Source organism: Streptomyces sp. KMM 9044 (genome assembly GCF_024701375.2).
In the GTDB taxonomy this organism is placed as follows: Bacteria; Actinomycetota; Actinomycetes; order Streptomycetales; family Streptomycetaceae; genus Streptomyces.
In genome coordinates this window covers 2,124,154-2,146,078 of the sequence record NZ_CP113910.1, presented here as the reverse complement: position 1 = coordinate 2,146,078, position 21,925 = coordinate 2,124,154, and the positions used below count along the sequence as shown (strand labels likewise).

Here is a 21,925-nt window from a genome sequence, read left to right as displayed (position 1 = left end):
CGGCCCAGTACGACCCGTAGACATCGCTGTCTCTCCCACCGAAGGTGATCCGTGGACCTCAAGACCGCCAGTGCCCTCCGCCGCCTCCGCCTGGTATCGGGCCCCGAGGCGATCTCGTTCCTGCTGCTGCTCGTGGCCTCGGTCCTGAAGCGGACCACGGAGTTCAACGCCGTTCCGGCGCTGGGCGCGATCCACGGATTCCTCTTCGTCGTGTACGTGCTCTTCTGGGCCGACGCCTGGAACCGCGCCAAGTGGACGCTGAAGACCGCCGCCTTCTACTTCCTGATGTCGGTCCTGCCCACCGGCGGCTTCTTCGCCGAGCGCCGGCTCAGGCGGGAGGCCGAGGACGCGGTGATCTCCTCCCGCGCCCGTGCGGAAGGCGCGGAAGGGGCCGTGAGCGCGTGATCGTCGCCTTCTCCGTGACCCCCCTCGGCGTGGGCGAGGACGTGGGGGAGTACGTCGCCGACGCCGTGCGGGTGGTCCGCGAGTCCGGGCTGCCGAACCGCACCGACGCCATGTTCACCTCGGTCGAGGGCGACTGGGACGAGGTGATGGACGTCGTGAGGCGCGCCGTGGCCGCCGTCGAGGCGCGCGCCCCGCGGGTCTCCCTGGTCCTCAAGGCGGACATCCGCCCCGGGGTCGAGGACGGCCTCACCTCCAAGGTCGACACCCTCGAGCGGCACCTGGTCCGGGGCGCGGACGAGAGCGCGTAGTACGACAAGGAGCGCGGGGGCGCGGGGCGTCAACGGGGCCTCGCGCCTCACGCGCGCCCCGCCGTGCGGCGCAGGTGATGGCGTACCGCGCGGTGGGCGACCGGGCCGAGGTCGTCCAGGGCGGCGACGAGGATCCCGAGCTGCTCCAGGGCGTCCAGCGCCGCGCCCGCCCCCGCCGGGTCCACCCCCTCGTACAGCCCGAGGCCCACGAAGGCAGCCGCCACCGCGCGGGCGAGCCCGCGCGGAGTCGGTGAACTCGCCGAACGGGGTTCCGGGCAGCACCCGTTCGAGGACCTTCTCGACCTCCACGATCCACAGGTCGAGCCCCGCCGACGTCGCCGCCTTCAGGCTGTCGTGGGTCTGTGCGCCGGCCAGCAGCTGCCCGAGCAGGGCCACCTGGCCCGCGGCGCGCTCCCCGTCGTGCGTCTTTCGGCCGAAGGCGAGGAGTTCCGTGAGGGAGCCGACCTCCGCGAGGCGGGCGCGGTAGCGGGCCACCCGCTGCTCGGCCCCGTGACGGCAGGCGGCGGAGAGCAGTTCGTCCACCGAGCCGAAATGGTGGAAGACCAGCGCCTGGTTGACCCCGGCCGTCGTCGCGATCGCCCGCGCCGAGGCCTTGGCGATGCCCTGTTCGGCGAGCGTGCGCAGGGCGCCCTCCAGCAGCTTCGTCCTGGTGCTGTCGGCGGGGCTCACGCGCGCGGCTCCTCACGGACCGGACGCAGACCGGGGCGCACCCCGCGGGCGCGGATGTCGCTGTAGACGGCGGTGAAGGAACCCTCGTGGCCGAAGAGCGGTCCGAAGCGCCGGTTGGCGACGTCGACCCGGATACGGAAGCGGCCGGCGCGTTCGTCGTAGGACTCGCGTACCTCCGCGGTCGCGCCGACGAACTCGGGCACGCGCACGTCCACCGGGCCCTCCCCGAAGCGGTGGTCGCCCGAGCGGATCAGCAGCGAGCCGTCGGGTTCCGCGCGGAAGCCGAGGTCGGTGGCGAGGTGCTGGTGGGTGCCGAGGCAGTCGACGACGCGGTCGCCCCGGGGACCCGGCACCATCTGGGCTTCGAAGCGGTAGGGGCGGCCGGACAGCCGGAAGGTACGCACGAAGGTCACCGTCTTACGGCCGAAGCCGTCGGTGTACGGCACGTTCTCGATGATGAAGGGGACGTGCCGGCCCTGGCGGGGGACCAGGACGTTCCGGGTCGCGCCGAGCGCCAGGAACGGCTTCACGAAGGCGCCGCCGTGTCGGACGCGGTCCGTCACCCCGTGACCCGTACAGGCCTCGCCGCTCGTCAGGCCGACGGAGAAGCGGCGTCGCAGCTCGGGGTGGAGGCGGTCGAAGTCGGCGCCCGTCACGGTGCGGGAGATCGAGGTCATCGCGGGGTCTCCAGGGTGCGCAGCAGGCGGGGCGGACGGACCGGGGCCGGCGGGGTGCGCAGACAGCGGCGGGCGGCCGGGGTGCGGGCCGGCGGCGGGAGGCGCAGCGCGGCGGTGATCGCCGCCATGAGGAGCAGCGGGGACAGGAAGGCTCCCGCGGAGCCGGGCAGGGCGACCGGCTCCAGGGCGAGGACGGTGCCGGCGGCGGGAGGCGCAGCGCGGCGGTGATCGCCGCCATGAGGAGCAGCGGGGACAGGAAGGCTCCCGCGGAGCCGGGCAGGGCGACCGGCTCCAGGGCGAGGACGGTGCCGGCGGCGGTCACCGCCGCCCGGAGCGTCACTTCCGTCGGCCGGTTGCGGCGGGAGCGTTCGGGGGTGACCCCGTGCTCCAGCCGGATCCGGAGCCGGTCGAAGGACCAGGCCGTCGCCCAGCCCATCAGGGGCCGCAGCACCAGCCGGTCCGCGAGCGCTCCCGCGGCACCCCAGCGGGGCCGGCAGTCGTACCCGGTGAGGAAGCGCACGCCGGTGCCGGTCCCGTCCGGGAGGTAACAGCCAGTAGCCGCTGCCGTCCGCGAGCGGGGAGAGCGGGTGCGGGCAGGAGAAGCGGAGCGCGGAGGTGCGGGTGCCGTCGGGGCGCGCCTCCTCACCGGCCGAGACGCCGGTGCCGGCGATGGTGAGGAACGGCAGCACGCGCGGGGCGTAGCGGAAGTGCCGGGATTCGCCCCCGGTGCGCGGGAGGCAACGGATCTCGGTGAAGCGCAGGTCCCAGCGCTGGTGCTCGGCCGGGTCCTGGGTGCGCGCCCACAGCTCGTCGAAATCCGCGCGGACGCGCGTTTCTGTGTACAGCCTCATGCCGACCCTCTGTCAGCAGCATGTTTGAGCGAGTGCGCAAGAGCTGCGGTGGGGAGCGCACGTCATTTTGAGCACTCGCTCAACGAGGGGGTGCCGTACAGGCCCCGGCCGAAGGGCGAGACAGGGCTGACCGGCATGTGACCGGCCGGTAGGGTCTGCTGCGTGCCGAAGCCGCTCAGTCTCTCGTTCGATCCCATCGCCCGCGCCGACGAACTCTGGAAGCAGCGCTGGGGAAGCGTGCCGTCCATGGCCGCGATCACCTCGGTCATGCGCGCCCACCAGATCCTGCTGGCCGAGGTCGACGCGGTCGTCAAGCCGTACGGTCTCACCTTCGCGCGGTACGAGGCGCTGGTGCTGCTGACCTTCTCGAAGTCCGGCGAACTGCCGATGTCCAAGATCGGCGAGCGGCTCATGGTGCACCCCACGTCCGTGACGAACACCGTGGACCGGCTGGTGCGGTCGGGCCTGGTCGGCAAGCGCCCCAACCCCAACGACGGCCGCGGCACCCTCGCGAGCATCACCGACAAGGGCCGTGAGGTCGTCGAGGCGGCCACCGCCGACCTGATGGCGATGGACTTCGGCCTCGGCGCCTACGACGCCGCGGAGTGCACGGAGCTGTTCGCGATGCTCCGTCCGCTGCGCCTCGCCGCCGGGGACTTCGAGGAGAAGTGAGCGACGGCACCCCGGACCCGGTCCGGGATCCGCCGGAACGGGCCGTTACGCTCGACGCCATGAAGCGAAGCGTGCTGACCCGCTACCGGGTCATGGCCTATGTCACCGGTGTCCTGCTTGTCCTGCTGATCTTCGGCATGATCGGCAAGTACGCGCTCGACATGGACGGCGCGGCCGACTTCACGCAGGTGGTCAGCATCGCCCACGGCTGGCTGTACATCCTGTACCTGGTCTTCGCCTTCGACCTCGGCTCCACGCTGAAGTGGCCGGTCAAGAAGCAGATCTGGGTGCTGCTGGCCGGCACCGTCCCGACCGCCGCGTTCTTCGTCGAGCGCCGGATCTCCCGCGAGCTGGAGTCGGCATCCGCCGCCGAGGCGCCCGCGACCGCCAAGGCGTAGCCACCGGGCGTCACGACCGGGCGTCCCGGGGGTTCCCGGTCCCGCGCCCGCGTCCTTCCCGGGCCGTGCCGCCGTACGGAGCAGCGTGCGGCGGTCAGCCATCGACATCTACTAGGACGTCCTAGTAAATTCGAGGGTATGGATGCTGACGCCATCGAGGAGGGCCGCCGTCGCTGGCAGGCCCGGTACGACGCCGCACGCAAGCGCGACGCGGACTTCACCACGCTCTCCGGCGACCCCGTGGAGCCGGCGTACGGGCCCCGGCCCGGGGACACCTACGAAGGGTTCGAGCGGATCGGCTGGCCCGGTGAGTACCCCTTCACCCGCGGCCTTTATCCGACCGGCTACCGGGGGCGTACCTGGACGATCCGGCAGTTCGCCGGGTTCGGGAACGCCGAGCAGACCAACGAGCGCTACCGGATGATCCTGGGCAACGGCGGCGGCGGACTGTCCGTCGCCTTCGACATGCCCACGCTCATGGGCCGTGACTCCGACGACCCCCGCTCCCTGGGCGAGGTCGGCCACTGCGGGGTGGCCATCGACTCGGCCGCCGACATGGAGGTCCTGTTCAAGGACATCCCGCTCGGGGACGTGACGACCTCGATGACGATCAGCGGGCCGGCCGTGCCCGTCTTCTGCATGTACCTCGTCGCCGCCGAGCGCCAGGGCGTGGACCCCGCCGTGCTCAACGGCACGCTGCAGACGGACATCTTCAAGGAGTACATCGCCCAGAAGGAGTGGCTCTTCACGCCCGAGCCGCATCTGCGCCTCATCGGCGACCTGATGGAGCACTGCGCGGCCGGCATCCCCGCCTACAAGCCGCTCTCCGTCTCCGGCTACCACATCCGCGAGGCCGGCTCCACGGCCGCCCAGGAGCTGGCGTACACGCTCGCGGACGGCTTCGGGTACGTGGAGCTGGGGCTCAGCCGCGGGCTCGACGTGGACGTGTTCGCCCCCGGCCTGTCCTTCTTCTTCGACGCGCACCTCGACTTCTTCGAGGAGATCGCCAAGTTCCGCGCCGCGCGCCGCATCTGGGCCCGCTGGATGCGGGACGTGTACGGCGCGAAGAGCGAGAAGGCGCAGTGGCTCCGCTTCCACACCCAGACCGCGGGCGTCTCGCTGACCGCCCAGCAGCCGTACAACAACGTCGTACGCACCGCCGTCGAGGCCCTTGCCGCCGTGCTCGGCGGGACCAACTCCCTGCACACCAACGCCCTGGACGAAACCCTCGCGCTGCCCAGTGCGCAGGCCGCCGAGATCGCCCTGCGCACCCAGCAGGTGCTCATGGAGGAGACCGGCGTCGCCAACGTGGCCGACCCGCTCGGCGGTTCCTGGTTCGTCGAACAGCTGACGGACCGGATCGAGGCCGACGCCGAGAAGATCTTCGAACAGATCAAGGAGCGCGGCCTGCGCGCCCACCCCGACGGGCGGCACCCCATCGGCCCCGTCACCTCCGGCATCCTGCGCGGCATCGAGGACGGCTGGTTCACCGGCGAGATCGCCGAGTCGGCGTTCCGCTACCAGCAGTCCCTGGAGAAGGGCGACAAGAACGTCGTCGGCGTCAACGTCCACCCCGGCTCGGTCACCGGCGACCTGGAGATACTGCGGGTCAGCCACGAGGTGGAACGTGAACAGGTGCGCACCCTGGCCGAGCGCAGGGCCGCCCGCGACGACGCGGCGGTACGCGACGCCCTGGCCGGCATGCTCGACGCGGCCCGCTCCGGCGCCAACATGATCGAACCGATGCTGGACGCCGTACGCGCGGAGGCCACCCTCGGTGAGATCTGCGACGTACTGCGCGACGAGTGGGGGGTGTACACGGAGCCGGCGGGCTTCTGACCGGACGGCAGGGGGCCGGACCGCAGGGCGGCGCAGGAGTCCGGTCCGCCGGGGGATGCCTTCCGCTACGGGCCGGTGGCGGCCGTGACGAGGCCCGACAGCAGGATCCGGGTGAAGTCGCGGATCCACTCCTCGTCCACCGGTCGGCCGCCGACCAGCGTGCGGTGGACCACCGCGCCGGCCACCATGTCGAAGATCAGGCCCACCGTGCGGGCCGCCTCCTGCGGCTCCGGCTCCGGCGGCAGCTCGCCCCGGTGCTGGGCGCGGGCCCGGCCGGTGTGGACCAGGTGTTTCTGCCGTTCGACGATCGAGACGCGGATGCGTTCGCGCAGCGCCTCGTCGAGGGTGGACTCCGCGACCACCGCCATCGGTCCGCATCTGGCCTCCGGACGGGACAGCAGGGCCGCGAACTGGAGCACCACGCCCTCGATGCCCGCGGCGAGGCTGCCGCGGTCGGGGAGTTCGGGTTCGTCGAAGAGTTCGGCGACCGCGTCCACGACCCGTTCGTTCTTGCCCGCCCAGCGCCGGTAGAGGGTCGTCTTGGCGACCCCCGCGCGGCTCGCCGCATCCCCCAGGGCGATCCCGGGCCACCCCGCCTCGGCCAGCGCCTCCCGCGTGGTGGCCGGGATCGCGGCGTCGGCGGCGCTGCGCGGCCGGCCGGGGCGGCCGACGGGCGTGCAGCGCACGACCATAACCGCGGTTTCCGTGCGGATCCGTGCGGGTACGGCCGTGAGGGAGATCACCGGGGCGTGCTGTTCCGTGCACCCCGCGTCGTATGACGCTACGACCTGTAGCGTAAGCGTGGCCGCCCGGTCGGGCCCACACGTTCGAGCGACGACCACCGGCGTGGGGTGGGGGCCCGGCGCCCGACAGTACGGCGCCCGACGGTACGTGCGGCCAACAGTGCCCGTACGGACCGGTTTCCGGGCGCTTTTCACAGACAGGCGGGGTACGGGGGAGGATAGACGCATGCAGCCACGGAACATGTCCATGAGCGGGGTCGTCGACCTCGCCGCGGTGAAGGCGGCCCAAGAGGCCAAGACGAAGGCGGAGCAGGCCCGCGCGGAATCGGTCCGGCAGGGCGGCGGGGGCGCCGTCTCCCCGGCCGGCCTCGTCATCGACGTCGACGAGGCCGGCTTCGAGAGCGAGATCCTGCAGCGGTCCGCCGAGGTCCCGGTCGTCATCGACTTCTGGGCCGAGTGGTGCGAGCCCTGCAAGCAGCTGAGCCCCGTCCTGGAGCGCCTCGCCGTCGAGTACAACGGGCGTTTCCTGCTCGCCAAGGTCGACGTCGACGCCAACCAGATGCTGATGCAGCAGTTCGGGATCCAGGGCATCCCGGCGGTCTTCGCGGTGGTCGCCGGCCAGGCGCTGCCGCTCTTCCAGGGGGCCGCCGGCGAGGCGCAGATCCGTCAGACGCTGGACCAGCTGGTGCAGGTCGCCGAGGAGCGGTTCGGCCTGACCGGGCTCACCGTCGACCCCGAGGCCGTGCCCGGGGAGGGCCCCGCCTCCTCGGACGCCGAGGAGCCCGTCGGTCCGTACGACGCCCTGTTGGAGGCCGCGGTGCGGGCGATGGACGCCGGTGACCTGGGCGGCGCGATCCAGGCGTACAAGAACGTGCTCGGTGACGACCCGGGCAACCCGGAGGCTCAGCTGGGTCTCGCCCAGGCCGAACTGCTCCACCGGGTGCAGGGCCTGGACCCGCAGCAGGTGCGCGCGGACGCCGCCGGCAAACCGAAGGACATCCAGGCGCAGATCACCGCAGCCGACCTGGACCTGGTGGGCGGCCATGTGGAGGACGCCTTCGGTCGGCTCATCGAGACGGTGGGGCGTACCGCGGGCGACGACCGCGACGCCGTACGGGTGCGGCTGCTGGAGCTGTTCGAGGTGGTCGGCGCCGAGGACCCGCGGGTCGTTGCGGCGCGTCGGGCGCTGGCACGCGCCCTGTTCTAGAGCGGGGCGGGCACCTGGTTTCCGGCCGCCCGAAGCCGGTTTCCGGAGAAGTGATGCCCGAGTGAAGGAATGACCGACGGGGACCGGTGCGGCCGCGTTTTACCGAAACTTGGTAATCGCGGCCGCCGTTACTGCGAGTAAGTCGCCCGCGCGGGTCTGTCGCGTTCCGTCCGGCGATCAACCGCTTTGCGATCCCGTCCCGGGGTACCGAGGGTCGCCGTCCGGTGCCGGCGTGTCGCCCCTGGGTCATCCGGTCGTTACTGGCAAGTAACGAACCCCCTTGTGCGGGCGCCGAGAATGCACCACGATCGGCGACGCTCGGTCCACTGCCCGTCCCCCGACATCCGGTCGGGACGCGGGCGCCCTGGGTCCCCACCGGGCAGAACCGGTGGCAGTGGAGCCGGTTCTCGGACAGGGGGGTCTTCGCCCGATCGGCGAAGCCTGTCCAGCAGGTGGTGCGTGATGCGTGTCAGACGCGACCAGTGGTTGTCGCTCGGGGGTGATCGCCGGTGATTCGGACGCCTAGTGCGCTGCCGAGCGCGGCGCTCTCCTTCCCGAGGACGTAGCACTTCTCCCATCCCTGCCCGGCCGTCCGCCTGCTGGGGGCGCGTCAGAGCAGGAGATGTACGTCCGAGAAGGAGGAAAATATGGAGTCCCAGGTGCGTGGCGGGACCAGATGGAAGCGGTTCGCCGTGGTCATGGTGCCCAGTGCGGTCGCCACGGCCGCGGTGGGTGTCGGCCTGGCGCAGGGTGCCCTCGCGGCGTCGTTCAGCGTGTCGGGCCAGCAGTTCAAGGTGACGGCCCAGCATCTTGAGGGATGGGGATTCGCCCAGTACGGCGGTATCGACACCGGTTACACGTCGACCGACGGCAACAAGAAGACCCAGCACCCGGTGGCGATCTCGTCGTTCGACACGGCCGAGATCACCAAGATGTGCCAGTCCGTCAAGACGGAGATTCCCCTCATAGGGAAGACGGTCTACCTCCGTCTGGAGGCGGGTCCGAACGAGAAGAACAAGGTCGAGGCCAAGAACCTCTACATCGACGTCGCCCAGCTCGACGCCGACGCGACCTTCACCAACATCGACATCGGTGTTGCGATCAGGGACAAGACCCGCGGTCCCGCGGTGAAGGAAGGCGAGAACGTCCTGCCGGGTGGTTTCGCCCAGCAGGCGGAGAAGGCCGACCTCACCAACGTCAAGCAGACGGCGTGGGCGACCACGGCAGGGACGTTCAAGCTCAGCGGCCTGAAGATGCGTCTGGGCGCGGACCCCAAGATGGAGTGTTACTGACGGTCTCCGCTCCGGAGCCGCCCTCGGTCGGCTGAGCGGCCGAGGGGGGGGCGGGGAAGCAGCCGCTTCTCCGCCCCGTACCCCCAGCCCGGTACCTCGTGTCCGGGTGTTTGCACAGACTCAGACTTTCCGGCTTCTCCACCCCCAGGCCGAGCCGGTATGTACCTTCACCGGACCAGGGAGCTGTTTTCCATGAGTGCCGAGACTCCGGTCCAGAGCGCCGGGCCCTTCAACCGGCTGCGTCTGCGATTCCGTGACTGGCGGGGCCACCGGCCGTTCTGGGCGGGTCTGTTCACCCTGCTCGGCGGGGTGCCCATCGCATACTTCCCCTACGCCACGCTGAAACTGGGCCACATGTCGATCGCCATGGCGACGACCGCCGGCGCGGGCTCCCTGATCATCGGTGTCCTGCTGATCACGCTGGGTCTGACCATGTGGTTCCAGCAGGCCACCCGCATCTTCGCCGGTGTGGCGTCGATACTTCTGGCCCTGGTGTCCCTGGTGGTCTCCAACCTAGGCGGCTTCGTCGTCGGCTTCCTGCTCGCGCTGGTCGGCGGTGCGCTGGCCCTCTCCTGGGTGCCGGACAAGCCGCAGGCCGAGGCGGGCGGACGCTGGAGGTTCCCCGGTGGGCCTTCCAGGACCGGCGCGCAGAAGGACGTCTCCGAGGGCGCCCCCGAGGGCACCGGGACGGGGCAGCCGCATCCCCCGTACGGGGCCGACGGGTCCGGGGAGGCGGACGCCCGGATCGAGGACCACGACAGGGGGCACCGTGTCGGCTGACGAGACCCGGGGCCGGAGCGTTGCCGCGGTGCCGGTCCCGGAGAGAAGGGGGCCGCGCCACGCGGCCCCCAGGAAGCCACTGTTCACCAGGTTCCACATGCCCGCCGGGAAGGCGATAGCCCTCGCGGCGATGCCGACCGCGGTCCTCATGGGCATGGGGTTCACGCCGACGCTGGCCCAGGCCGACGAGCAGCAGCCGCTCTCGAACAGCCTGACCACAGACGAGTACAAGGACTGCGTGGCGGCCCTGGAGGCCTCCGAGGGCGGCGCGTCCTCCCCGGCCGCGTCGCCGTCGGCGCCGGCGAGTGACACGGCCTCCCCGGAGGCCGGGGAGCCCGCCACGGAGCCGAGCTTCTCGGCATCCGCCGACGGCGACGCGGCCGAGGACTCCGGCGCGGGCTCGGACACGGGCAGGGGTGCCCCCCCGTCCTCTTCGCCGGATCCAGGTTCCGACGACAAGGACGAGACGGCGCCCGCCGGCTCCGAGTCCTCCGGCGACCGGGCCGAGGAGCCCGGGCCGTCGCCCTCGAAGACCGAGCGCAACGCTCTGGAGGAGCTCGGTGATTCCCTCACCGACCTCCTCACCTCGAAAGACAGGAAGACCGGCGAGGCGACCGCGAGCCCCGCCCCGTCGGCCTCCGCGTCCGCCGGGGACGAGACGGACACGGTGGAGGAGTCCGCCGGGAAGGCCGCGGGAGAGGCCGCCGACGCCGTGGAGGACGCCGCCGGGGAAACGGCCGGCCAGGCGGACGAGGCAGCCGAGGGAGCGGAGGACGCCGTCGCGGAGACCGAGGAGGCCACCGCGACCCCCGGGGCCACCGCCTCGCCGAGCCCCAGCCCCTCCGAGAGCGCCACGACCGACGCCGAGGACTGCCCGGTCGCCACCGACGCCGAGGGCGGAGTCGACAACGAGATCCTTCTGCCCGAGGACCCGTGGTTCCTGAACGCCAGCTCACTGCTGCTGAAGGGCGCCGACTACCAGGGCGTCGTCGAGGTGCGCACCGCGAGCGGCAAGATCAAGAAGGTTCTGAAGTACGTCGTCTCCGACGGCACCGACATCGGAGACCTGCACCAGACGGTCGAGGACAAGATGTCCGGCAGGACCCACCACGTGCGGGCGGCCGAGGGGTCGATGTCCACCATCCGCGACGGCGACACCGTGATGTACACGGAGTCCATCTCCGGCAAGCTGCTCGGGCTGATCCCGGTCACCTTCGACCCGGAGAACCCGCCGCCGCTCGACATCCCGCTGATCTACTTCACGGACGTGACGGTGCAGCAGGCCGGCCAGTTCGGCGGGACCCTGCGCATCCCCGGACTGAGCCAGTACGTCACCTGAACCCGTACGTCCCCCGAGCACCCGTCAGGACTGCTCCGGGAGCCGCGGAGAGACACCGGGGGCGCCCCCTGCCACAGGGGGCGCCCCCGGTGCCGTACACGTTGTACGCGCCGGCCGGGTCAGCTGGTGGCGCCGCCCATGTGGTGGACGCGGACCATGTTGGTGGTGCCGGGGACGCCGGGAGGCGAGCCGGCGGTGATCACGACGATGTCGCCCTCGTCGAAGCGCTGCAGCCGGACCAGCTCCTGCTGGACCAGGTCGATCATCTCGTCGGTGCTGTTCACGAACGGCACGACGTGGGACTCCACACCCCAGCTGAGCGCGAGCTGGTTGCGGGTGGACTCGTCCGTGGTGAACGCCAGGATCGGCTGGCTCGCGCGGTAACGGGACAGCCGGCGCGCGGTGTCGCCGGACTGGGTGAAGGCCACCAGGCCCCTGCCGCCGAGGAAGTCGGCGATCTCGGCGGCGGCACGGGCCACCGAGCCGCCCTGCGTGCGCGGCTTCTTGCCGGGGACCAGCGGCTGCAGGCCCTTGGACAGCAGCTCCTGCTCGGCCGCCCGCACGATCTTCGACATCGTCCGCACGGTCTCGACCGGGTACGCGCCCACGCTCGACTCGGCCGAGAGCATGACCGCGTCCGCGCCGTCCAGGATCGCGTTGGCCACGTCGGAGGCCTCGGCGCGGGTCGGACGGGAGTTGGTGATCATCGACTCCATCATCTGGGTCGCCACGATCACCGGCTTCGCGTTGCGCCGGCACAGCTCGATCAGGCGCTTCTGCACCATGGGGACCCGCTCGAGCGGGTACTCGACGGCGAGGTCGCCGCGGGCGACCATCACACCGTCGAACGCCATCACGACGTCCTCCATGTTCTCCACCGCCTGCGGCTTCTCCACCTTGGCGATGACGGGCACCCGGCGGCCCTCCTCGTCCATCACGCGGTGGACGTCGGCGACGTCCTTCGCGTCCCGGACGAAGGACAGGGCGACCATGTCGCAGCCCATGCGCAGCGCGAACCGCAGGTCCTCGATGTCCTTCTCGGACAGCGCGGGCACGTTCACGGCCGTGCCGGGCAGGTTGATGCCCTTGTGGTCGGAGATGACGCCGCCCTCGATGACGATCGTCCTGACCCGGCTGCCCTCGACGTCCAGCACCTTCAGCTCGACGTTGCCGTCGTTGATCAGCACCTGGTCGCCGCGGGACACGTCACCGGGCAGGCCCTTGTAGGTCGTCCCGCAGATCGTCCGGTCGCCCGGGACGTCCTCGGTGGTGATGGTGAACTCGTCACCCCGCACCAGCTCGACGGGTCCCTCGGCGAAGGTCTCCAGACGGATCTTCGGGCCCTGGAGGTCGGCGAGGACGCCGATGGCCCTGCCCGTCTCCTTGGCGGCGGCACGGACCCTGTCGTACCTGCCCTGGTGCTCGGCGTGCGAGCCGTGGCTGAAGTTGAAGCGGGCCACGTTCATGCCGGCTTCGATCAGGGTGACGAGCTGCTCGTGGGAGTCGACCGCGGGGCCGAGAGTACAGACGATTTTGGAACGGCGCATGGGGCGATCCTAACGGTTTGTTTCGCTCCGGAATATTCCGTCTGGCGGAAGGTGCAGATGAGATGGCCGGCGCTCAGTTGTCCTTTCCCGCCAGTGCGTAGGTCTGGGTGGCGATCTCCATTTCCTCGTCCGTCGGTACCACGGCGACCGCGACCCGCGCACCCTCGGGGGAGACCAGCCGCGGCCCGTCGCCGCGTACGCCGTTGCGCGCGACGTCGATCTCCAGGCCCAGCCCGGCCAGGCCCGCCACGGCCGCTTCCCGCACCTCGGCGGCGTTCTCGCCGACCCCGGCGGTGAAGGCCACCGCGTCCACCCGGCCGAGCACGGCGTAATAGGCCCCGATGTACTTCTTCAGACGGTGAATGTAGATGTCGAACGCGAGCTTCGCCTGTTCGTCGCCCGCGTCGACCCGGCGGCGGATCTCCCGCATGTCGTTGTCACCGCACAGGCCGGCCAGACCGCTCTTCTTGTTGAGGAGAGTGTCGATCTCGTCGACGGACATGTCGCCAACGCGCGTCAAATGGAAGATGACGGCCGGGTCCACGTCTCCCGACCGGGTACCCATCACCAGCCCCTCCAAGGGCGTCAGCCCCATCGAGGTGTCCACGCATCTCCCGCCCCGCACCGCCGAGGCGGACGCGCCGTTGCCCAGGTGCAGCACGATGACGTTCACGTCCTCGGGCGCCTTCCCGAGCAGCCGGGCCGTCCGGCGGGACACGTACGCGTGCGAGGTGCCGTGGAAGCCGTAGCGGCGGATCCGGTGCTCGTCGGCGGTCGCCACGTCGATCGCGTAGCGGGCGGCCGACTCCGGCATCGTGGTGTGGAAGGCGGTGTCGAAGACGGCGACCTGCGGCAGGTCCGGGCGCAGCGCCATCGCGGTGCGGATGCCGGTCAGGTTGGCCGGGTTGTGCAGCGGGGCGACCGGGACGAGCCGCTCGATCTCGGCAAGCACCGCGTCGTCGACGACCGTCGGCTCCGTGAAGTGCATCCCGCCGTGCACCACCCGGTGCCCGATCGCGGCCAGTTCGGGGGAGTCGAGCCCCAGCCCGTCGGCGGCCAGTTCCTCGGCCATCGCCTTCAGGGCGGCCTCGTGGTCCACGACCGGGCCGGTGCGCTCCCTGGGCTCCCCGTCCGACGCCGACGGCGTGTGCCTCACCAGCGAGGTCCGTTCGCCGATCCGCTCGACCAGGCCGGACGCGAGTCGGCCGCGGTCCCTCATGTCCAGCAGTCGGTACTTCACCGACGAGGAACCGGAGTTGAGGACGAGGACACGGGTGCTCACTGGGACGCTGCCTTCTCGCTCGGTGCGGGGGACTGGGCCTGGATGGCCGTGATGGCGACGGTGTTCACGATGTCCTGGACGAGGGCGCCCCGGGACAGGTCGTTGACCGGCTTGCGCAGACCCTGGAGCACCGGGCCGACCGCCACCGCGCCGGCCGAGCGCTGCACGGCCTTGTAGGTGTTGTTGCCGGTGTTCAGGTCGGGGAAGATCAGTACGGTCGCCTGCCCGGCCACCTCGGAGTCCGGCAGCTTGGTCGCCGCGACCGACGGCTCCACGGCCGCGTCGTACTGGATCGGCCCCTCGACCCGCAGGTCGGGGCGGCGCGCGCGGACCAGCTCGGTCGCCTCGCGCACCTTGTCGACGTCGGCGCCGGAGCCGGACGTACCCGTCGAGTACGACAGCATCGCGATCCGCGGCTCCACCCCGAACCGTGCGGCCGTGACCGCCGACTGCACGGCGATGTCGCCGAGCTGCTCGGCGTCCGGGTCGGGGTTGACCGCGCAGTCGCCGTAGACCAGGACCCGGTCGGCCAGGCACATGAAGAACACGGAGGAGACGATGGAGGCGTCCTCACGGGTCTTGATGATCTCGAAGGCCGGACGGATGGTCGCGGCCGTGGAGTGCACCGAGCCGGACACCATGCCGTCGGCGAGCCCCTCCTGCACCATCAGCGTGCCGAAGTAGTTCACGTCCGAGACGACGTCGTAGGCCAGTTCGAGGCTGACGCCCCGGTGGGCGCGCAGGGCGGCGTACTTCTCGGCGAAGGCGTCGCGCAGTTCGGATGCGGCCGGATCGATCAGCCGGGTGTCGCCGAGGGCGATGCCGAGGTCGGCGGCGTGCTTGCGGATGCGGTCGACCGGCCCCAGCAGGGTGAGGTCGCACACGCCCCGGCGCATCAGCACCTCGGCCGCGCGCAGCACCCGCTCCTCGTCGCCCTCGGGCAGGACGACCCGCCTGAGGTCGGAGCGGGCCTGTTCGAGCAGCTTGTGCTCGAACATCATCGGCGTCACCCGGTCGCTGCTGGGCGCGGAGACCCGCCGGGTGAGTTCGACGGTGTCGGCGTACCGCTCGAAGAGGCCGAGCGCGGTCTCCGCCTTGCGCGGGGCGGCCGCGTTCAGCTTCCCCTCCAGGGAGAACAGCTGTTCGGCGGTGGGGAAACTGTTGCCGGGCACCGACAGCACCGGGGTGCCGGGGGCGAGCCGGGCGGCGAGGGTGAGAATGCGGTCGCCGGGCACCTCGTCCAGGGTGAGCAGTACACCGGCTATCGGCGGGGTGCCGGCGCTGTGCGCGGCCAGTGTGCCGACGACCAGATCGGCACGGTCGCCCGGGGTGATGACCAGGCAGCCGGGGGTCAGGGCGGCGAGGAGGTTGGGGAGCATGGCGCCGCCGAAGACGAAGTCCAGGGCGTCGCGGGCCAGTCCGGAGTCGTCGCCGAGCACCACCTTCGCGCCGAGGGTGTGGGCGACCTGGGCCACCGTGGGGGCGGCGAGCGCGGGTTCGTCGGGGACGACGTAGCAGGGCACGGGCAGCCGGGAGGCGAGCCGCCCGGCGAGCTCGTCGCGGTCCTCGCGGGCGACCCGGTTGACCACCATGGCGAGCACGTCGCAGCCCAGGGTCCGGTAGGCGCGGTAGGCGTTGCGGGCCTCGTCGCGCACCGACTCGGAGGTCTGCCTCCGGCCGCCCACGACCGGGATCACCGAGGCGCCGAACTCGTTGGCCAGGCGGGCGTTCAGGGACAGCTCGTCGGGGAACTGGGTGTCGGCGTAGTCGGTGCCGAGGACGAGGACGACGTCGTACTCGCGGGCGACCAGGAGGAAGCGGTCGACCAGCGTCGACACCAGTTCGTCGGTGCCGCGGTCGGCCTGGAGGGCGGACGCCTCCTGGTAGTCCATGCCGTAGACGGTCGCCGGGTCCTGGGTGAGCCGGTAGCGGGCGCGCAGCAGTTCGAAGAGGCGGTCCGGGCCGTCGTGCACCAGAGGACGGAAGACGCCCACCCGGTCGACCTGCCGGGTCAGGAGTTCCATCACTCCCAGTTCGACGACCTGACGGCCGTCGCCACGGTCGATTCCGGTGACGTACACACTGCGGGTCACGCGTGCTCCGTTTCGTCGGGGTCTCGCGGTGCTTCGGGCCCGGCGGACCAGGGCCTCCCGGCGCCGGCCGGCACCCGCCCGCCGGGGTGCGCGGATCCTCCTCGACAGTACCTCCGCCGCTGGTCGGAGTGCCCGCCCGGGGGCGGGGGCGCCGGGGCCCGTCCGGCGGACCGGGTCGGCGGCAGCGGACGGCGCTCTCCGGCGCGGCTGAGCGGGGTCCGGTGCGCGCAGCGGCCCTCCGCTCGCATCATGCCGGTCATGCCGGGGCCCCGAACGCAAGACCCCGGGACGGGATACGCGACCGCAACGGGACGGCCCGGCCGGGGCGGCTTCGGCGAGGCCAGGAGAGGGCGGGACCCGGGCCGGGGACGGGAGGCAGGGCGGGGGAGGGGCAGGGGGACCGGTACCCGGGGAGGGACAGGGCCGCGGTGTGCCGGGCGGCATGGAACAATCGGAGACGGCTCACCGGCCTCCACAGCGACCAGGAGACGACTGCACGATGCGTATCGGAGTTCTCACCGCAGGCGGCGACTGCCCAGGCCTGAACGCAGTGATCCGGTCGGTCGTGCACCGAGCGGTCGACAACTACGGCGACGAGGTCATCGGCTTCGAGGACGGCTACGCGGGCCTGCTCGACGGCCGCTACCGCACCCTCGACCTCGACGCGGTCAGCGGCATCCTGGCCCGCGGCGGCACCATACTCGGTTCCTCACGCCTGGAGCGCGACCGGCTCCGCGAGGCCTGCGAGAACGCCTCGGACATGATCCGCGACTTCGGCATCGACGCGCTCATCCCGATCGGCGGCGAGGGCACGCTCACCGCGGCGCACATGCTGTCGGAGGCGGGCCTGCCGGTGGTCGGCGTCCCGAAGACGATCGACAACGACATCTCCTCCACCGACCGTACCTTCGGTTTCGACACCGCCGTCGGCGTCGCCACCGAGGCGATGGACCGGCTGAAGACCACCGCCGAGTCCCACCAGCGGGTCATGGTCGTCGAGGTCATGGGCCGGCACGCGGGCTGGATCGCCCTGGAGTCCGGCATGGCCGCCGGCGCCCACGGCATCTGCCTGCCCGAACGGGCCTTCGGCCCGGACCGGTTGGTGAAGATGATCGAGGAGCGTTTCGCCCGCGGCAAGAAGTTCGCGGTGATCTGCGTCGCCGAGGGCGCCCACCCCGCCAACGGCGCCATGGACTACGGCAAGGGCAAGATCGACAAGTTCGGCCACGAGCGCTTCCAGGGCATCGGCACGGCACTGGCCCGCGAGCTGGAGCGGCGCCTCGGCAAGGAAGCCAGGCCGGTCATCCTCGGTCACATCCAGCGCGGCGGGACCCCGACCGCGTACGACAGGGTGCTCGCCACGCGCTTCGGATGGCACGCGGTGGAGGCCGCGCACCAGGGGCGGTTCGGCCGGATGACGGCGCTGCGCGGCACGGACATCGTGATGGTCCCGCTGGCGGAGGCCGTCACCGAGCTGAAGACGGTCCCGAAGGACCGGATGGACGAGGCCGAGTCGGTCTACTGACGCGCCCCGGGCGGCCGGGGCGGCACCTGCGCGGTTCCCCCTCGGGCCGCTCCCCGACCGCCGTCCGGAGGCACCCGGCGGCCCGGCCGGAGAACTCCGGGCCGCCTCCCCCGTGCCGCCGTCGCCACAGGTCCTCTCGCTCCTCGACCGCCCGCCCGGCGCGAGACGCGGGCGCACCGGGCGGGGCTCGGCTCGTGCCACGTCCTCGCGGGCTCGTGTCCGGGCGCCGGCCGGAGGAGGCCCGGTCGGGGAGCGGGCCGTCGGTGTGCCCGGCCGGCGATGGGATCCGTCATACCTCCTTCCGGCGGCCGGGCACCGGCTGGTACATGTGGCTTTCAAGCAGTTCGTACCGCGGGAAGGCGCGCGCAGGGACCAGCCCGATGCTCCCGACCACCTGGTCCCCTTCACCCTCGACCTGACCGCGGAGGAAGCGCGGCGCCGGGCCGAGGTCGTCGCGGCGCTCGGAGCCGACGGGGATCCCGGCACCGTGCTGGAGGGCGAGGACGCCGCCACCGTGCCGCTGTACTCGGGCCTGGACCCGGCACAGCAGAGTGCACCACGACACGCTCGTTGCGGCCGGTGTGCTGCCGGCGACGGTCCGGGAGCCCCGAGATGCGGTTGGTCTCGCGGACCGTCTTCTCGCAGGAGCCGACCCCCACCGGGTTCTCCTGGAAGATGTTGTGGTCGACCATGTACTCGGCGGACTCGACGAGGTGGATGATCCACTCGCCGAGGTGCGGCTTCACGCCGTACGCCATGTTCTCAGCCGGAAACGCACACGATCGGGATCCCCGCATGGGACTTCCAGTCCCAGTCGGGATAGTCGGGCACGCCCATGACGCCGGTCGGGTGGCCGGCCATCGCGTGGATACCGCCGTACGTGGCACAGGTGTCGATGGCGGCCACCGCCAGTGCCCTGGGCGCCAGCCGGTCGATCCACTCGCTCGTCGTGATGGGCTGGCCGGTCTCCGGATCGTCGCCGAAGCCGCTCCAGCACCCCTCCTGCTTGATGGCCTCGTGGGGGATCGACCCCCTCGATCACCAGCACGAACGGGTCGATCTCGCCGCGCTCACCCGTGAAGAACCACTCGATGAACGTGTCGGCGCCGCCGACCGGACCGCACTCGAAGTCGATCAGCGGCCAGGGGACCGCGATCTTCGGCAGGCCGGGCAGACCGCCGAGCGCGATCTCCTCGATGCTGGGCTGCATCGCCGCCGCAGGGCGACCGAGCCGCCGTCGCAGCTGAGCCCGGCGCTGATCCGGAAAACCGGAGGACATGGACCGGTTTCTCTTCGGGAGGCGGAGCCGGGGGCGCCGGTTGCGCCCGGTTCCGCGGCCGTGGCCGGCGATGCTGGGTTCATGGGGAACGCCTCCTGAGGGTGCGGCAGGCCTGGGGGGCCCTCGTTCTCACGGTCGGCCTCCGCCTGCGCGGCCGACCGTCGTTCTCGCCCGCCCTCGTCCGGACGGCCGTCGCCGCCTCCCCAGCGGCCCGATCGGGCGGTACCGCCTCCTTGCGGGTGAACGCCCGGTGCGGGGCGTGGCACGGCGCCACCGGGCCGGTGGAGGCACGCGGCATCCGGGCGAGTTCCCGCTCACCACGGGCGCGGCAGGGCCGACGGACTGCCGGCCCTGCCGCGCCCGTGCCCCGCCCTCTTCGCGGTGGCGCGGAGCCCCGCCGCGGGACGGCCGGCGCGGCGTACGGCCAACCGGGTGACCTCGGTGGTGGCCTCCTACGCCCCGCAGCCGACCACCCGGTCGACGAACCCCATGCGCAGCACCGCCACCACGGACACCGGGCCGCGCGGGCGCGCGGGCCGCACGTTCCGGTTTCCTCCTGCCCTCGGCTCAGGAGGGGGACGCCATCCACCGGTACTGCAGCTCCGGCCGGCCCACGGTGCCGTACTGGGGGCGGCGGGCCGCGCGGCCCGCGTCGACCAGGTGTTCCAGGTAGCGGCGGGCCGTGATGCGGGAGATGCCGACGGCCTCCGCGACGCCGCTGGCCGTCAGACCCTCGTCGGCGTCGCGCAGGGCCAGGGTCACGCGTTCCAGGGTGGGCGCGCTCAGGCCCTTGGGCAGGGCGGCCGGTCCGGGAGCGCGCAGGGCGGCCAGCGCGCGGTCCACCTCGTCCTGGCCGCCGGCCTCGCCCACCGACGCCCGGAACTCGGCGTACCGCACCAGACGGTCCCGCAGCGTCGCGAAGGTGAACGGTTTCAGCACGTACTGGACGACGCCGAGGGACACGCCCTCGCGCACCACTGCCAGGTCCCGCGCCGAGGTCACCGCGACGACGTCCGCGTGGTGCCCGGCAGCCCGGAGGGAACGGGCCAGCTGGAGCCCGTGCACGTCGGGCAGGTGCAGGTCGAGGAGGAGCAGGTCGACGGGGGCGCGCTCCAGCACCCGGCGTGCCACGGCACCCGTCTCCGCCTTGCCGACGGCGACGAACCCCGGAACCCGGCCGACGTACATCACGTGGGCGTCGGCGGCGACGGGGTCGTCCTCCACCACCAGGACACGGATGGGCCGCGCGCCGGTCATGCCGTGACTCCGGAGGCACGGCCGGTGCCGGCGCCGGCCGTCGGAGCCCGCAGCGGGAGGCGTGCCTCGAAGCGGGCGCCGCCGTCCTGTGCCGACGTCACCGTCAGCGTGCCGCCGTGGCGGCTCACCGCCTGCCGTACCAGCGCCAGGCCCAGCCCCCGGCCGTCCGGCCCGGACGGCTTGGTCGTGAAGCCCCGCTGGAAGACGGCCTCGGTGTGGTCCGGGTCCACGCCCGGACCGGTGTCGGACACCCGCAGGATCAGCTCCGCGCCGGCGTCGGTGAAGGCGGTGGCCGTCACCCGGGGATTCATGCCGCCCAGCGCGGCGTCCACCGCGTTGTCGATCAGGTTGCCCAGGATGGTGACCAGGTCCCGGGCCGGCAGGGTGTCCGGCAGCAGCCCGTCGTCCAGCCGGCTGTCCGGGGTGACCACCAGCTCCACACCCCGCTCGTTGGCCTGGGCGGTCTTGCCCAGCAGCAGCGCCGCGAGGACCGGTTCGCCCACCGCCGCCACCACCTGGTCGGTGAGCGCCTGGGCCAGTTCCAGCTCGGCGGTCGCGAAGTCCACCGCATCCTCGGCCCGGCCCAGCTCGATCAGCGAGACGACGGTGTGCAGCCGGTTCGCCGCCTCGTGCGCCTGCGAGCGCAGCGCCTGCGTGAAGCAGCGCTCCGAGTCCAGTTCACCCATCAGCGACTGGAGCTCGGTCACGTCGCGCAGGGTCACCACGGTTCCGCGCCGCTCACCGCCGGACACCGGCGAGGTGTTCACCACCAGCACCCGGTCCGCCGTCAGGTGCACCTCGTCGACCCGGGGCGCAGAGGCGAGCAGCGCGCCCGTCAACGGTGCCGGAAGACTGAGTTCAGCGACCGACCTGCCCACCACGTCCTCCTTCGGCCCCACGCCCAGCAGCTCCCGGCCGCCGTCGTTGAGCAACGCCACCCTGTACTGCCCGTCCAGCATCAGAAGCCCCTCGCGCACGGCGTGCAGCGCGGCCTGATGGTAGTCGTGCATACGGCTGAGCTCGGAGGCGTTCATCCCGTGGGTGTGTCGGCGCAGCCGGGCGTTGATCACGTACGTGCCGACCGCGCCGAGCCCCAGGGCGGCGGCCGCGGCCGTGAGCAGGGCGGTCAGCTGGCCCTGCGCGCGCTGGCTGATCTCCTCGACCTGGATCCCCGCGCTGACCAGGCCGACGATCCGGTCGCCGTCCAGGATCGGGGTGACCGCGCGGACGGACGGGCCGAGGGTGCCGGTGTACGTCTCGGTGAAGGTGTGACCCTCGAGGGCGGCGGCGGTGTGGCCGCGGAACGACAGGCCGATCTGGTCCGGGTCGGGATGGGTCCAGCGGATGCCCCGCGGGTTCATGATCGTGACGAAGCCGATGTCGGTGTCACGCACCACCGCCAGCGCGTACGGCTGGAGCGTCGCCGAGGGGTCGGCCGTGCGGGTCGACTCCCGCACCGAGGGCGAGTCCGCGACGGACAGGGCCACCGCCGTGGCCTGGCGGCCCGCCGCCTCCTCCGCCTGGCTGCGGTCGCCGACGTAGCTGAACAACGCGTAGCCCACCACGAGCACCGCTATCAGCACCGCCTGCATGGCGAAGAGCTGGGCCGCGAGGCTGCGGGGTTTCGGAAGGGCGATGCGCATCCCGTCAGTGTGCATCCCCGTGCGGGCGCGAACTCAATGAACGTAAGGGTGACCGGGCTCACAAGGCAGGACATAGTCACGGCAGTCCCCACCCCCGA

The 21,925-nt window shown here is 72.0% G+C and carries 18 protein-coding genes and 3 pseudogenes; 11 read left to right on the top strand and 10 right to left on the bottom strand.

Features of this window, described 5'->3' with window-relative positions:
* Window positions 1-51: 51 nt before the first annotated feature.
* Together HUV60_RS09460 and HUV60_RS09455 are read left to right on the top strand one after the other, a co-directional pair.
* Complete coding sequence (locus HUV60_RS09460) at window positions 52-405, top strand: DUF3817 domain-containing protein (protein WP_257847841.1); 354 nt, start codon at window positions 52-54, stop codon at window positions 403-405.
* On the top strand, window positions 402-713 hold the full coding sequence (locus HUV60_RS09455) for an MTH1187 family thiamine-binding protein (protein WP_257847842.1): 312 nt from the start codon (window positions 402-404) through the stop codon (window positions 711-713). Before HUV60_RS09460 ends, HUV60_RS09455 begins: the two co-directional genes overlap by 4 nt.
* A gap of 47 nt (window positions 714-760) precedes the next feature.
* Here the strand turns inward: HUV60_RS09455 and HUV60_RS09450 are convergent.
* From HUV60_RS09450 to HUV60_RS33870, 3 genes and pseudogenes are all read right to left on the bottom strand, one after another.
* A pseudogene (locus tag HUV60_RS09450) lies at window positions 761-1,403 on the bottom strand (TetR/AcrR family transcriptional regulator).
* Window positions 1,400-2,080: a DUF4166 domain-containing protein gene (locus HUV60_RS09445; protein ID WP_257847843.1), complete on the bottom strand. Its 681-nt coding sequence runs from the start codon at window positions 2,078-2,080 to the stop codon at window positions 1,400-1,402. Before HUV60_RS09445 ends, HUV60_RS09450 begins: the two are co-directional and overlap by 4 nt.
* Window positions 2,077-2,931: a hypothetical protein gene (locus HUV60_RS33870; protein WP_257847844.1), complete on the bottom strand. Its 855-nt coding sequence runs from the start codon at window positions 2,929-2,931 to the stop codon at window positions 2,077-2,079. Before HUV60_RS33870 ends, HUV60_RS09445 begins: the two co-directional genes overlap by 4 nt.
* A gap of 162 nt (window positions 2,932-3,093) precedes the next feature.
* On the opposite strand from HUV60_RS33870, the gene HUV60_RS09435 reads away from it, so the two are divergent.
* The 3 genes from HUV60_RS09435 to HUV60_RS09425 all read left to right on the top strand — a co-directional run bounded on the left by HUV60_RS09435 (window position 3,094) and on the right by HUV60_RS09425 (window position 5,840).
* A complete protein-coding gene (locus HUV60_RS09435; RefSeq protein WP_257847845.1) occupies window positions 3,094-3,603 on the top strand; it encodes a MarR family winged helix-turn-helix transcriptional regulator in 510 nt (169 codons plus the stop codon).
* Window positions 3,604-3,662: 59 nt separating this feature from the next.
* The gene (locus tag HUV60_RS09430; RefSeq protein WP_257847846.1) at window positions 3,663-4,001 is read left to right on the top strand and encodes a DUF3817 domain-containing protein; all 339 of its coding nucleotides are present in this window, start codon (window positions 3,663-3,665) and stop codon (window positions 3,999-4,001) included.
* Window positions 4,002-4,139: 138 nt separating this feature from the next.
* Window positions 4,140-5,840, top strand: a complete 1,701-nt coding sequence (locus HUV60_RS09425) for an acyl-CoA mutase large subunit family protein (RefSeq protein ID WP_257847847.1) — start codon at window positions 4,140-4,142, stop codon at window positions 5,838-5,840.
* Window positions 5,841-5,905: 65 nt separating this feature from the next.
* On the opposite strand, the gene HUV60_RS09420 is transcribed toward HUV60_RS09425, so the two are convergent.
* Window positions 5,906-6,532, bottom strand: coding sequence for a TetR/AcrR family transcriptional regulator (locus HUV60_RS09420; RefSeq protein ID WP_257850112.1), 627 nt, complete (start codon window positions 6,530-6,532; stop codon window positions 5,906-5,908).
* Window positions 6,533-6,809: 277 nt separating this feature from the next.
* On the opposite strand from HUV60_RS09420, the gene HUV60_RS09415 reads away from it, so the two are divergent.
* The 4 genes from HUV60_RS09415 (at window position 6,810) to HUV60_RS09400 (ending at window position 11,201) form a co-directional block, all read left to right on the top strand.
* Window positions 6,810-7,790 (top strand): tetratricopeptide repeat protein, encoded by a 981-nt coding sequence (locus HUV60_RS09415; RefSeq protein WP_257847848.1) that lies wholly within the window; start codon window positions 6,810-6,812, stop codon window positions 7,788-7,790.
* A gap of 647 nt (window positions 7,791-8,437) precedes the next feature.
* Complete coding sequence (locus HUV60_RS09410; RefSeq protein WP_257847849.1) at window positions 8,438-9,082, top strand: DUF6230 family protein; 645 nt, start codon at window positions 8,438-8,440, stop codon at window positions 9,080-9,082.
* Between the two features lie 192 nt (window positions 9,083-9,274).
* Window positions 9,275-9,862 (top strand): DUF6114 domain-containing protein, encoded by a 588-nt coding sequence (locus HUV60_RS09405; RefSeq protein ID WP_257847850.1) that lies wholly within the window; start codon window positions 9,275-9,277, stop codon window positions 9,860-9,862.
* Entirely contained in the window at window positions 9,852-11,201 is a 1,350-nt protein-coding gene (locus HUV60_RS09400; RefSeq protein WP_443047246.1) for a hypothetical protein, read from the top strand. Before HUV60_RS09405 ends, HUV60_RS09400 begins: the two co-directional genes overlap by 11 nt.
* A 119-nt stretch (window positions 11,202-11,320) precedes the next feature.
* On the opposite strand, the gene pyk is transcribed toward HUV60_RS09400, so the two are convergent.
* From pyk to pta, 3 genes are all read right to left on the bottom strand, one after another.
* Window positions 11,321-12,748 (bottom strand): pyruvate kinase, encoded by a 1,428-nt coding sequence (pyk, locus tag HUV60_RS09395; protein ID WP_257847852.1) that lies wholly within the window; start codon window positions 12,746-12,748, stop codon window positions 11,321-11,323.
* A 73-nt stretch (window positions 12,749-12,821) separates the two neighbouring features.
* On the bottom strand, window positions 12,822-14,030 hold the full coding sequence (locus HUV60_RS09390) for an acetate kinase (protein ID WP_257847853.1): 1,209 nt from the start codon (window positions 14,028-14,030) through the stop codon (window positions 12,822-12,824).
* Window positions 14,027-16,123 carry a phosphate acetyltransferase gene (pta, locus tag HUV60_RS09385; protein WP_257847854.1) on the bottom strand — a complete coding sequence of 699 codons (2,097 nt, stop codon included), beginning with the start codon at window positions 16,121-16,123 and terminating at the stop codon, window positions 14,027-14,029. Before pta ends, HUV60_RS09390 begins: the two co-directional genes overlap by 4 nt.
* A gap of 499 nt (window positions 16,124-16,622) precedes the next feature.
* Between pta and HUV60_RS09380 the strand changes: the two genes are divergently transcribed.
* Both HUV60_RS09380 and HUV60_RS09375 read left to right on the top strand, forming a co-directional pair.
* On the top strand, window positions 16,623-17,648 hold the full coding sequence (locus tag HUV60_RS09380; RefSeq protein ID WP_257847855.1) for an ATP-dependent 6-phosphofructokinase: 1,026 nt from the start codon (window positions 16,623-16,625) through the stop codon (window positions 17,646-17,648).
* A 394-nt stretch (window positions 17,649-18,042) separates the two neighbouring features.
* A pseudogene (locus tag HUV60_RS09375) lies at window positions 18,043-18,238 on the top strand (DUF6400 family protein); the annotation flags it as partial.
* Window positions 18,239-18,413: 175 nt separating this feature from the next.
* Here the strand turns inward: HUV60_RS09375 and HUV60_RS09370 are convergent.
* The 3 genes and pseudogenes from HUV60_RS09370 to HUV60_RS09360 form a co-directional block, all read right to left on the bottom strand.
* Window positions 18,414-19,010: pseudogene (locus HUV60_RS09370) on the bottom strand (hydrogenase expression protein HypE); the annotation flags it as partial.
* A gap of 484 nt (window positions 19,011-19,494) precedes the next feature.
* On the bottom strand, window positions 19,495-20,184 hold the full coding sequence (locus tag HUV60_RS09365) for a response regulator (RefSeq protein ID WP_257847856.1): 690 nt from the start codon (window positions 20,182-20,184) through the stop codon (window positions 19,495-19,497).
* Window positions 20,181-21,827 (bottom strand): sensor histidine kinase, encoded by a 1,647-nt coding sequence (locus HUV60_RS09360; protein ID WP_257847857.1) that lies wholly within the window; start codon window positions 21,825-21,827, stop codon window positions 20,181-20,183. The genes HUV60_RS09365 and HUV60_RS09360 overlap by 4 nt, the downstream gene beginning before the upstream one ends.
* Window positions 21,828-21,925: the final 98 nt, after the last annotated feature.